Below are 12524 nucleotides of genomic sequence, written 5' to 3'. Positions count from 1 at the left end.
GCGTGTCGTGTGATTGTCGCGAAATAAGGCCACCGCCGGCCGCAGGTTACGTTCTCATTTGCTGCTTATTTTGTGAATGGATGCCGGGGAACACTGACGTCGTAGATACTGACGGGAACCTTGGGGTCCGCCGGCATCCGCAGGAGCGCTTCAAGTGCCTTCGACTTCAGTTCCCTGTCCTCGGCATTGCCCCACACTACCGTCTTTCCGTCCACCAGTTTCAGCTCAACAGCATCGGCTGATGCTGCAGAGGCCGTGGACATCCTGGCCAGGATATCGGCGGGCAAGGTGTCCAGCACGGCAGCAATAGCCTTGAACAACTCTGTGTTGGTCGTGCCAACTCCAGCGTCGATCAACGGAAGTGCAACCGCCGACAAGTCCTTCGTTGCACCGAGCTGCACACCGTCCACGTCCACCATGACGTAGGAGTCCCCCTGCTTCAGCAGTGCCACCGGGACGCGTTCGTCCACGTGCACCAGCAACTCCGACGGCGGCCGCGCTTCCATGGTGGCCGAACGGACCTGGACCAACGGTTTCAGGAGCTCGTTGATTTCCTGCTCGCTGAGCTGCGGGAGGGGCTTTCCTTCGAGGCCGGACAGTGCTTTCTGCACCGCGTCCGGCGTCAGCAACGTCGTGCCATCCACGGTGATGGTCCGGACTGCGAGCACGGGCGAAAATATCGCCCCTGCAATCAAAGCACCGACCACAACGGTCACAATCGAAAGCGTCCAGAGCACGAGTCGCCGCTGGCGGCGCTTCTTCGGCTCAGGAAAGGCAATGACATTGTCCGCCGGCAAGGTCTTGCCGTCTTTGGCGGGCCTGCCAGCGGCCTTGGAGCCACCGACTGCGGATTTTGCAGCGGTTGCCGGTTTCTCCGGGGCCTTCGCCTCCGGTTCAACGGAACGCTGTGCACTGATGACCTCCGCGGAGTCACCCCGGGGACGGCCCGCCTTGCTTTGGCGAGGCGCCGTAGCCGGTTTGAAGGTCGGCTTGCGGGTGCTAGCCACCCAACGCCTCCACAATCAACGGCCCGTAGGCAGTGACGTCTCCCGCGCCCACCGTTAGGACCACATCGCCTTCGCTTGCAACGGCTGCCACCGCGTCAACGGCTTCATCGGCGGAAACCAGCCGTCCGTTCACCAGATGCTCGGTGATCAGCGTGCTTGTCACACCAGGAATGGGGTCCTCGCGGGCTGGATAGATGTCCAGGACCATGGCGGTGTCTGCCAGGTCCAGGGCGGCCGCGAACTCCTGGGAGAACTCACGGGTGCGCGAAAAAAGATGCGGCTGGAAGAGGACGTGCACTTTGTTTCCGGCGGCCACGGAACGGGCTGCAGACAAAGCTGCGCGGACCTCAGTGGGGTGGTGGGCGTAGTCGTCATACACGCGCACTCCCCTGCCAATGCCCTTGAGCTCAAAGCGCCGGGACGCGCCCGTGAAGTGGCCCAGTGCCGCCGCTGCAGCACCCGGTTCCACACCGAGTTCGACGGCGACGGCGAACGCAGCTGCCGCGTTCAGGGCATTGTGCCGCCCCGGCACCTGAAGTTCGAGTTTGTTGACGTCACCGTTATAGGCCACCGACACGTTGCCCGGGCCGGCATCGTGAAGCCGGACGTTAGCGTCGTCGGATGTGCCGTACGTCAGCACCCGTGTGGTCCCCTGGGCCGCTGTGCGCTCCGCCAGGGCACGGGCGCCGGGGTCGTCGGCACATGCCAGTAGGACGCCATCGGCAGGCAGCAGGGCCGCAAAGGCATCGAAGGAAGCGAAGACGGCTTCCGGCGTCCCATAGTGGTCCAAATGGTCGGCCTCGACGTTGGTGACCACGGCAATCAAGGGCCGGTAGTTGAGGAATGAACCATCCGATTCGTCGGCCTCTGCCACAAAAATGTCGGATGCCCCTTGTGCCGCATTAACGCCTAGTGCCGGCACGTTCGCGCCGATGGCGAAGGAGGGATCCAAACCGGCTTCCTTGAGCAGGACGGCAACCATGGAGGTGGTAGTGGATTTGCCGTGGGTACCCGCCACGGTTACCACCCGGTGGCCGGCCATGGTGGCGGCCAGCGCTTCGGAACGGTGCAACACGGGCAGCCCGGCATCACGCGCCGCCACCAGCTCCGGATTATCCGCACGGATGGCTGAGCCGGCCACGATTGTCTGGGCGTCACCCAGGTTTCCGGCGTCATAGCCCACGGCGATGCGCGCACCAGCCAGGGAAAGGTCCCGCATGACCGGCAAATCCTTGACATCCGTACCGCTGACCGGGACACCCCGTGACACCATGATGCGTGCGACGGCGGACATCCCCACTCCCCCGATGCCGATGAAGTGAACGCGTCCCAGGGACTCTAGGCGGGCGATGGTGGTCATTCGGATACCGCTTCCAAGACAAGATCAGCCATGCGCTGATCGGCGTTTCTGATACCGAGGGCCTCGGATTTACGGGCCATGTCGTTGAGCCTGCTGCTATCTGTCAGAAGCGGAATCAATTCGCTTCGCAGCCATTCCGGACTGAGGTCCTTGTCATCCACCATCATGGCGCCGCCGGCGGCAACCAAGGGAGCAGCATTGAGTGCCTGCTCTCCGTTGCCGATGGGCAAGGGCACGAATACTGCGGGAACTCCCACCGCCGCTACTTCGCTGACTGTTCCGGCGCCGGCACGGGCCAGAAGGACATCCGCAGCGGCATAAACGTTCTCCATGCCGTCCACGTACTCAACCTGCCGATAGCCGTCGGCGGCGAGAAGTCCGCCGTCGTCATTCTTGACGGCTTTGCCGACGCCTGTGATGTGGAGCGTCTGTACACCGGCAGCCGCCAGCGCAGGAAGGGCGGCCGTGATGGCACGGTTGATGCTTAACGCCCCTGACGAGCCGCCGGTGACGATCAGCGCAGGGCGGTGGGCATCCAATCCAAGCGCCGCCTTTGCGGCAGGAGCAGCAACAGTCCTGTGAAGTTGCGAGATGGCCCGGCGCATCGGCATGCCTACGTGGCGTGCACCCCTCAACCGGGTACCGGCAAATGCCACGGCAACATGGTTGCTGAACCGGGCGCCGACCCGGTTGGCCAGGCCGGCCTTCATATTGGCCTCATGGATGACGATGGGAATCCTGAGCTTCCTGGCAGCAAGGTACATCGGTGTGCAGACGTACCCGCCCACACCCACCAGAACGTCCGCGCGGGATTCCTCCAGGATGCGCCGGGCCTGCCGAACCGCCCCGCTCAAACGGGCGGGCAGCTTTACGAGGTCCGCTGAGGGCCTGCGCGGAAACGGGACCCGGTCGATGGTGGCAAGTTCGTACCCGGCGGCCGGGACGAGGCGGGTTTCCATGCCCGACGGCGTGCCAACAGCAAGGATGGCGGCCTCCGGACGCTTGTCCCTGATGGCATCGGCAATGGCCAGCAACGGGCTGACGTGACCGGCAGTTCCGCCGCCGGCCAGGACGACGGACAAGGACTTGGATGCGTTGGCGGAATCAAAAGTCATGAAGTGCTAGGTACGCTTTCGTGCGGTCTTGGACATGAGTCGCGGCAGGAATCCTGAACGCTGCTGCGCTGGCAGTTGGCCGCGGGCCAAAGACAACACTACGCCCACGCCACAGAGGGACATGATCAGCGCGGAGCCGCCGTATGAGATGAAAGGAAGCGGCACACCCACCACGGGAAGGAGTTGGGTCACTACGGCCATGTTCATGCTTGCCTGGCCGAGCAGCCACACCATGATTCCACCCGCAAGGGTGCGCTGGAACGGATCGGTCTGCCTGACCACCACACGGAAGATGGCAATACCCAGAATCGCAAACAGGACCAGGACCACAATGGTCCCCACGAGGCCGAGTTCCTCGCCGATAATGGCGAAAATGAAGTCGTTGTGGGCTTCCGGCAACCAGTTGTATTTCTGCCGGCTTTGTCCAAGGCCCAACCCGGTCCAGCTCCCCTGCGCAAGGCCGTACATGCCGTTGGTGGATTGGAAATCGAAGTCGAACTGCTCGGTGCACTGCTGGGACGCCGTTCCCAACCACGACGTGATGCGGCAGATCCTGTTGGAGCTGCTGATGGTGCCCAGGACGGCACCGACTGCACCCACTGCGCCGGCGATGGCCAGCATGCGGCCCGGTACCCCGGCGAAGTAGAGCCCGGCAGCGGTGATCGCGGCAATGACGATGACAGTTCCGAGGTCGTTCCCCAACATCACCAACGCAATCACCAAGCCTGCGCCTGGAACGACTGGAATGATGACGTGCATCCAGCGGTGGAGGAGCTTCTGCTTGCGTGCGAGAACAGCTGCGATCCAGACGCAGAGGATCAGCTTGGCCATCTCGGATGGCTGGAGGGTGACTCCGCCGATGTCGATCCAGTTCTTGTTGCCGTTAACGGTGTTGCCCATGACCTGCACCAAGGCCAGCAGAACAATGACTGCCCCCAGCGCCCACCACGACAATTTCTTCATCCAGTTCACGTTGGTCCGTGAGATGACATACATCGCAATGAGTCCAACGACGCCGAAGACCGCCTGCTTGAGGGCATCGGCGTAAGGCGACTTGCCCTCGGAGATGGCTTCGACGCTGGACGCGGACAGCACCATCATGATGCCTATCGCCGTCAACGCCAGAGCACAGCCGAGGATCAGGTAATACGTGGAGCTGTTGGGGGCTTTGCCCTTGCCTTCAAGGCTCTCCCAGAAGCTGCGCATGTGTCCGCGGAGCCCCTTGGGCCGGCTGTCGTCAACAGACGCGGCCTTGGACTTCCCGTCCCGGGGTTCGTTGCCGCGGGTGCGGGTGGGCGTGCTGACCATTGTTACTCCTCGGTGGTCGGTGCCTGCCCTTCCACAAGCTCGCGAACTGCCAGGACGAAAGCGTCGCCACGGTGAGCGTAGGAAGAGAACTGATCCATGGATGCAGCCGCCGGTGCCATCAGGACGGTATCGCCGGGCGTTGCCACTCCGGCCGCCGATGCCACGGCCTGGGCCATGATGGTCTCACCGTAGATTGGCGAAGCGGCGTCTGAGGCTGCGGTCTGCACTCCTTCAGTGTCGCCCTTGGGAGGCGCTATCACGGGGACATCCGGCGCGTGTCGTTGGAGGGCCCCCTCCAACGCCTCCGTGTCGGTTCCGATGAGTACAACGGCTTTCAACCGGGGTGCGTGCTCTTTGACGAGGTCGTCGTAGTTGACGCCCTTGGAGAGGCCGCCGGCAATCCAGACAACCTGCTGGAAAGCCGAGAGGGCTGCGGATGCTGCGTGCGGATTGGTTGCCTTGGAGTCGTTGATCCACAGGACGTCGTTGTGGTTGGCCACCAGCTGGATGCGGTGGGCACCCGGAAGATAGTTGACCAGGCCCTGTTTCACCGCTGCCGGATCAATTCCGTAGGCCCGGACGAGGGCAGCCGCTGCGAGGGCGTTGGCCACCATGTGGCGGGGCGCCACCGGACCAAGATCGGACATCGCAGCAAGTTCCGCCGCGGAGTCCTTGCGCTCAGCTATGAAGGCCCGGTCAACAAGCAGGCCGTCCACCACACCCAGCATGCTCACAGCCGGTGTATTGGTGGTGAAGCCGATGGCGCGGCATCCTTCCACGACGTCGGCGTTCTCTACCATTCGTTCGGTTTCGATTTGATCCGCGTTGTAGATGGCGGCCTTCTGCGTGTTCTCGTACACCTTTGCTTTGTCCGCGAGGTACGAGGCGTACGAGCCGTGCCAATCGACGTGGTCCTCGGCAACGTTCAGGCAAACACTGGCCACTGGAGACAACGAGTGGCTCCAGTGCAGCTGGAAGCTGGAGAGCTCAACGGCGAAAGCGTCGTAGTCCACGGGATCCCGGAGCGCGTCAAGGATAGGAGTGCCGACGTTTCCCACTGCAATCGCCTTAAGTCCGGCTGCCTGCAGCATGGATTCAGCCATGCCCACCGTAGTGGTCTTGCCGTTGGTGCCGGTGATCGTCAGCCAGTCCGCCGTCTTGCGTCCTGCCCGCTCCCTAAGACGCCAAGCGAGCTCCACATCGCCCCAGACAGCGATGTGCTTCCGCTTCGCCGCGGCAAGCAGGGCTTGGTCGGGGCGCCACCCCGGCGAGGTCACCACAAGATCGGGCAATCGTCCGTCGATCAGTGGGAGTGCCGTAACGGCTTCCTCCCCCAACAGCACATCAACGGCCCCTACAATTTTCAGGGTGTCGGCTTGGGCTTCGGCCTTTGCACTGGTGGCGGCGTCAACCACCACTACCCTTGCGCCAAGTTCGATCAGGGTGTCGGCAGCTGAGAAGCCGGAGACGCCAATGCCTGTCACCACGACGCGCAGACCGGCCCAGTCAGCATCCCAGCTAGTGAGTTCGTTGAGCCTGTCGGCGTTCGACGGCGTCGTATCCGGGTTTTCGTTCACAGCAGCACCACCCATTCAGCATAGAAAATTCCAAGGCCGGCAGCCACGAAGAGCCCTGCGAGGATCCAGAACCGGACCACGACGGTAACTTCATCCCAGCCCTTCAATTCAAAGTGGTGCTGTAGCGGTGCCATCTTGAAAACGCGCTTTCCGCCGCTGAGCTTGAAGAAGCCCACTTGGATGATGACGGAGAGCGTGATCAGCACAAAGAGGCCACCGATGAAGGCGAGCAGGAGTTCGGTGCGTGACAGGATGGCGAACGCCGCAACGGCACCACCAATGGCCAGGGAACCTGTGTCACCCATGAAGATCTTGGCGGGTGAAGTATTCCACCACAGGAATCCCACCAGGGCAGCACTGAGGATAGCCGCCAGCAGGGCAAGGTCCATGGGGTCGCGTACTTGGTAGCAACCGCTGCCGGCTTCCCGTGGTGAGCCGCAGGCCTGGTTGTTCTGCCAGATCCCCATGATGGTGTAGGCGCCAAAGACCATGATGGATGCTCCGGCAGCCAATCCGTCCAGGCCATCAGTCAAGTTCACGCCGTTGGTAGCCGCGGTGATGATCAAGTTGGACCAGAGCACGAACAGGATGGCACCTACCACCGTGCCGCCGAAGGCAAGGTCCAACCAGGGGATATCCCGCACCAGGGAAATCTGGGTAGATGCAGGACGCAGGCCGTCCTCATTGGGGAACTGGAGAACCAGGACCGCGAAGATGATGCCAACGGCAGCTTGGAGGATCAGCTTGGCGCGTGCATTGAGGCCTAGGCTGCGCTTGTTGGAGATCTTGATGAAGTCATCCAGGAAGCCTACAAATCCCATGCCCACCATGAGGAACAGCAGAAGCAGCCCGGATGCGGATGGCCCCGCAGAGTCCGGATTCATCATCCACATGATCAGGTGTGTCACGAAGTAGCTGATGAGCACCGCGGCCACCACCACGGTTCCGCCCATGGTGGGGGTGCCGCGCTTGGTGTGGTGGGAAGTGGGTCCGTCGTCACGGATGAATTGTCCGTAGCTCTTGGCCACCAGGAACCTGATGAAAAGGGGCGTCCCTATCAGGGCCACCAGAAGGGCGACGCCGGCGCCGATCAAAAGTGCAATCACAGCAGCTCGTTCCCTTCGCTTGCGGCAGCTTCGGCCGCGTTGTCTCCGGTGGGCTCGGCCCGTGGAGGTAATGCTATCCGATCACCCAAATGCCGTAGTCCCACGCCGTTGGAGGACTTGAAGAGCACCAGGTCTCCGGGTTTCAGCTCATTTTGAAGCAGCTCATAGGCTTCTTCCACAGTCTCCGTGAACGAACACTCGTCACCCCAGGAACCTTCCTGGATGGCGGAGATGTAGAGGGCACGGGCTTCGCGTCCCACTACCACCAGCCTGGAAATGTTCAGCCGCACCACTTGGGTACCTACGGCGGTGTGCTCGCGGATGGAGTCTTCCCCCAGCTCGAGCATCGCGCCAAGAACGGCCCACGTCCTTCTGCCTTGTCCAAGGTCCGCCAGCGTTCGCAGGGCAGCCCGCATCGATTCCGGGTTGGCGTTGTAAGCGTCGTTGATGATGGTGACGCCGTCTTCACGTTCAGTTCGCTCCATCCGCCAGCGGCTGGCCGCCGATTGGGAGCTGAGCGAGGAGGCAATGTCAGCGGCCGGGATGCCAGAGGCGAACGCGGCTGCGGCTGCTGCCAACAGATTGGTGACGTGGTGGCCACCGATCAGGCGGCTTCGCACCTCAACGGACGGGCCGCCGTCGGGCAGCACCAGATTAAACTCAGGAAAGCCTTGCTCGTTGACCACAACATTGCGGGCTTCCACCTCTTCGGTGGTAGCGGGCGAAGCCGTGAAGCCCAGAACCTTTGCTTGGGTCCGGGTGCGCATGGCAGCAACCCGGCCATCATCGAGGTTGATCACGGCTGTACCATTCTCGCCAAGGGCTTCCACGAGTTCGCCTTTGGTCTTGGCGATGTTCTCCACACCACCGAACTCGCCGGCGTGAGCCGTACCGACCACCAGGACCACGCCGATGTCCGGTTTGACCATCTCTGCCAGGTATTTGATGTGGCCCAGACCGGTAGCACCCATCTCGATCACCAGGAAGCGGGTATTGGCGTCAGCGGCAAATACCGTCAGCGGGACGCCCACCTCGCCGTTGTAGGAACCCTGGGGAGCCACAGTGGCTCCGGCGGTGGACAGCACACCGGCAAGGAGATCCTTGGTGGTGGTTTTGCCCGCTGATCCTGTGATGCCAATGACCGTAAAGTCCTCGCCGCGGCTCTGCCGCTCAGCACGGATGCGGCGGACGGCTTCGGCGGCCAACACGCCCATGGCCAGGACAGCATCCTCAACTACGACGGCGGGATAGGGGCGGCCGTCGGCATCGGTCACTTCGCGTTCACCGAGAACCAGAACGGCGCCTCGTTCGAAAGCGGCGTCAACGAAGTCGTGACCATCGGCGTGTTCGCCGGGCTTGGCCACGTACAGCGATCCGGGCGTCGCTTCCCGTGAATCAGTGACGACGGAAGTGGGCACGATGTCCGGAGCTCCGGTCAATCGGCCATGGGTGAGGTCGGCGATCTCCGCCGCAGTAAGTGCAATCATCTCGGTTTAGGACTCTATCCGCTGGTCCGCTGAAACGCTGAATCCCTTGGATGTCAAGGCGGCCCGCAACTCCACCCTGTCGTCCAGGGCAAGATTCACTCCCTTGACCTCTTGCCACACCTCGTGGCCGCGCCCGGCGATGAGAATAGTGTCCTTGCTGGTTGCCATGTCCACGGCCAGTTTGATGGCTGCATCCCTCGGGTAGGACTCGATGATTTCGCTGTTCAGGTTTTCCGAGTCCCGGGCTGCGTGGGCACCCTGCAGGACCTCGGCCCGGATCGCTGCTGCGTCCTCGTCGTGGGGATCGTCATCGCTGATGATCACGATGTCGGCAAGGCGGGCAGCGATGGCCCCCATTGTGGGCCGCTTACCCTGGTCGCGCTGGCCCGTTGCCCCGAAGACCACGATCACACGGGATCCTTCGAGGGGTGAACGGACGGCTTCCAGGGCACGGGACAAAGCGTCCGGATTGTGGGCAAAATCAACAACGGAGGCCGGCTCTGCAGAGACCAGCTGCATGCGTCCGGGCACTGCGACGGTGAACGGATCGTGCGAATCCAAGGCAGCCTGGAGGGCGTTTTCATCCACACCGGATGTCAGGACCATGACCGTGGCCAGCGCTGCATTTGCCACGTTGAAATCTCCGGGCAGGCCGGTGTGGACGCGCAGGGTTCGTCCGCCGACGTGCCTGAGTTCGAATTCCGAGCCCAGGCCGCGCGCCGTGATGGACGCAACGTTCCAGTCGGCGTTGCCGCTGCCGCCGTTGAGGGGCTTGGTCGCGAGGGTGGTGACCGGAATGTCGGCTGTATCCGCCAGCTTGCGCCCCCAGTCGTCGTCCACCGCGACCACAGCGTGCCTGGCCCTGCCTGCAGTGAAAAGTTCAGCCTTGGTTCGGAAGTACTCGTCCATGCTGCCGTGCAGGTCCAGGTGGTCCTGGGTGAGATTGGTAAAACCTGCGACGTCGAACATCACCCCGTCCACGCGGTGGTAGGAGATTGCGTGGGACGAAACCTCCATGGATGCCGCGTCCAGGCCCCGTTCCCGCATCAGGGCCAGCAGTGCGTGGACATCGGTGGATTCGGGCGTCGTCAGCAGGCTGGGGATCGGCTCCCCGCCTGCAACGATTTCAATGGTTCCAATGAGGCCGGGCTTCTTACCCAAGGCGCGCAACAAAGAGTTGATGAAGTAGGTGGTGGTGGTCTTCCCATTGGTGCCTGTGACACCGAACAGCGTCGGGAAGCCGCTATCCGCGGGCTGGCTGCGGTATATCAGTGCTGCCAAGCGCCCGACGGCGGTCCGCGGCTCCTGGACGATAAGTACCGGCACGGGCTGCTCGCCCGCAAGCGCAAGCTGGCGCGCCCCGGCGTCGTCCGTGACCACCGCAACCGCCCCGGCCTCGACTGCCTGCGGTACGAAGTCGGCACCGTGGCGGGAAGCTCCGGGCAGGGCCATGTAGAGGTCGCCTGCTTCGACGGCCCTGGAGTTGAGGGTTATGCCTGTCACTCCCCTGTCCCGGCTGGCATCCGGAGCGGCGACGCCCAGTGCCTCCGCGATGACTGCCAACGGCACTGCCGCCACGGATGCGGGACGAAAGCCGGTCTGGCCGGCATCCGGCGTAGTGGCGCTGATAGCTGCCTCATTGTGCTCTGACACGTGGTTCTCCGTTGGTGCTCGTGGAACGACCGGCTTGGGGCCAGCGGCGCCCGGGCCGTTAGTGGTGGATCGATTTTTGGCCGAACAGACGCCCAAAAAGCTTACTTGACGAACTGGGGCAACCGCGCGGGCGTTCCGGTAGACGGGGCCACGTTGTAGGTCCGGAGGACCTGCGCCATCACGGAACGGAAGACGGGTCCGTTCGTGACTCCATAGATGTTTCCCTTGGGGCGCTGAAGGACCACTTCAACGATGAACCTGGGGTCATCCATGGGTGCCATGCCCACCATCGAGGCTGTGAAGCCGTCGAATCCCGGAAGTCCGTCCTCGCGGGGAGCTTGGGACGTTCCTGTCTTGGCGCCGACGCGGTAGCCGTCAATGGCTGCATCCTTGATCTGCCCCTCGGTTACGGCGCTTTCCAGGATGTCCCGTACCTGCTGGGCTGTTTCCTTGGATACCACTTGGCGGGAGTCCTTGGCGGGAACCTTTTGTTCCTCGCCCTCCGGGGTGATGTAGCTGTCAATGAGCCTGGGCTGCAGCATCACGCCATCGTTGGCAATGCTTTGGAAGGCGCGAACAGTCTGGAGTGTCGATTGGGACACGCCCTGCCCGAACAGCACGGTGTATTGCTGACGGTCGTCCCACTGCTCGGGCTTGGCCAGGATGCCTGTTGCTTCCGCGGGAAGGCCGATGTCCGTCTGTTCGCCGATGCCGAATTTCTTCAACCAGTCGTACCGTTGTTCCTTGGTGAGCCGGCTGCCCGCCATCACCGTTCCGGTGTTCATGGACCAGCCGAGGATACCGGCCAGGGTGCGCTCTTCAGTGCCGTGCTCGAAGGCGTCGGTGAACGTCTGCCCATCGATGGTGTAGGCCGCGGGGGTAGTGAAGTGGTCCAGGGGAAATGACTTCCCCTCCTCAATTACGGCTGCGGCAGTGATCATCTTCTGCACGGAACCGGGCTCGTAGGCGGCCGTCACCGACCTGACGCCGCGATCCTTGGCATCAACCTTCCCAGGGTCATTGGGGTCCGGCGAATTGGTATCAGCCAAGGCAATGAGATTGCCCGTCTTGGTATCGATCACAATGATGGAACCCCACTCGGCGTTCATCTTGTTGACTTGGCTTTGGATTGCCTGCTGCGCAAAATACTGGATGTCCGTGTTGATGGTCAGCTTGACGTCGCTACCATCAACAGCCGGGGTGAGTTCATCTGTTGCCACCGGAATCCTGAGTCCATCAGCACCGATCTCAAAGACGCGTTTACCCTCAACACCACGAAGAATCTCGTCCTGGGTTTGTTCGATGCCCGCCTGCCCGTTGGTTCCATCTTTGAGGAAACCAACCACGCCGCCGGCAACGCTGCCGTTCGGATAAACGCGCTTGCTGACACCCTCCGCACTAAGGCCCGGGATATAGAGCTTGGAAATCCGGTCTTCCAGTTCCGGCTTGACGTCCTTTGCCACCATGAAGTACTGCTTATCCCCGGTCAAAGACTCACGGATAGTACTTTCATCCGCTCCCAGAAGCCCGGCCAGGTCAGAGATCCCCTGATCACGGGTGATCTCGTCCAGTTTCTCGGTCTTCTCATTGAAGCGGTGGAAAGTTTCCGTGCTCGTATTCACCGTCTGGTCCACCACGATGTTGTACCGGATCACGCTGCTGGCCAGCACCGTCCCGTTTGCATCCACAATCTGCCCCCGCTCGGCAGGGAGCACCTGCGGAGTGAGGCGGCTCGCCAAGGCAGCTTCAGCCATCCCGCCCATATCCAGGCCTTGAACCATGAACAGCTTGCCACCCACCACCAGGAGCAAGGTCAGCATGATGCCGAGGCCAACGCGCAACCGCTTTCTTGCCGCCGGCGTCTTCGTTTTTTTCGATGTGCCGGGGTTCTTCGCCACGTTGATTCCTTGC

General features: G+C 62.4%; 9 protein-coding genes. All 9 read right to left on the bottom strand.

What is annotated here, in order from left to right:
* Positions 1-65 precede the first annotated feature (65 nt).
* The 9 genes from KCX59_RS08900 to KCX59_RS08860 all read right to left on the bottom strand — a co-directional run bounded on the left by KCX59_RS08900 (position 66) and on the right by KCX59_RS08860 (position 12511).
* Positions 66-1007, bottom strand: coding sequence for an FtsQ-type POTRA domain-containing protein (locus tag KCX59_RS08900; protein WP_179017390.1), 942 nt, complete (start codon positions 1005-1007; stop codon positions 66-68).
* Complete coding sequence (gene murC / locus KCX59_RS08895) at positions 1000-2367, bottom strand: UDP-N-acetylmuramate--L-alanine ligase (RefSeq protein WP_179017391.1); 1368 nt, start codon at positions 2365-2367, stop codon at positions 1000-1002. Before murC ends, KCX59_RS08900 begins: the two co-directional genes overlap by 8 nt.
* Positions 2364-3482 (bottom strand): undecaprenyldiphospho-muramoylpentapeptide beta-N-acetylglucosaminyltransferase, encoded by a 1119-nt coding sequence (gene murG / locus KCX59_RS08890; RefSeq protein ID WP_178994905.1) that lies wholly within the window; start codon positions 3480-3482, stop codon positions 2364-2366. The genes murC and murG overlap by 4 nt, the downstream gene beginning before the upstream one ends.
* Positions 3483-3488: 6 nt before the next feature.
* Positions 3489-4790: a putative lipid II flippase FtsW gene (gene ftsW / locus KCX59_RS08885; protein ID WP_091466639.1), complete on the bottom strand. Its 1302-nt coding sequence runs from the start codon at positions 4788-4790 to the stop codon at positions 3489-3491.
* Positions 4791-4792: 2 nt separating this feature from the next.
* Positions 4793-6382, bottom strand: coding sequence for a UDP-N-acetylmuramoyl-L-alanine--D-glutamate ligase (gene murD / locus KCX59_RS08880; RefSeq protein ID WP_178994904.1), 1590 nt, complete (start codon positions 6380-6382; stop codon positions 4793-4795).
* The gene (gene mraY, locus KCX59_RS08875; protein ID WP_011774413.1) at positions 6364-7473 is read right to left on the bottom strand and encodes a phospho-N-acetylmuramoyl-pentapeptide-transferase; all 1110 of its coding nucleotides are present in this window, start codon (positions 7471-7473) and stop codon (positions 6364-6366) included. The genes murD and mraY overlap by 19 nt, the downstream gene beginning before the upstream one ends.
* Entirely contained in the window at positions 7470-8960 is a 1491-nt protein-coding gene (locus KCX59_RS08870) for a UDP-N-acetylmuramoyl-tripeptide--D-alanyl-D-alanine ligase (protein WP_179017392.1), read from the bottom strand. Before KCX59_RS08870 ends, mraY begins: the two co-directional genes overlap by 4 nt.
* Positions 8961-8966: 6 nt before the next feature.
* Positions 8967-10613 (bottom strand): UDP-N-acetylmuramoyl-L-alanyl-D-glutamate--2,6-diaminopimelate ligase, encoded by a 1647-nt coding sequence (locus tag KCX59_RS08865; protein ID WP_179017393.1) that lies wholly within the window; start codon positions 10611-10613, stop codon positions 8967-8969.
* Positions 10614-10714: 101 nt separating this feature from the next.
* Positions 10715-12511 (bottom strand): peptidoglycan D,D-transpeptidase FtsI family protein, encoded by a 1797-nt coding sequence (locus tag KCX59_RS08860; protein ID WP_179017394.1) that lies wholly within the window; start codon positions 12509-12511, stop codon positions 10715-10717.
* Positions 12512-12524: the final 13 nt, after the last annotated feature.

This window comes from Paenarthrobacter nitroguajacolicus (assembly GCF_051027655.1).
In the GTDB taxonomy this organism is placed as follows: domain Bacteria; phylum Actinomycetota; class Actinomycetes; order Actinomycetales; family Micrococcaceae; genus Arthrobacter; species Arthrobacter nitroguajacolicus.
Note: the sequence above shows the minus strand (reverse complement) of the source record. Positions and strands in the feature narration are given on the sequence as shown.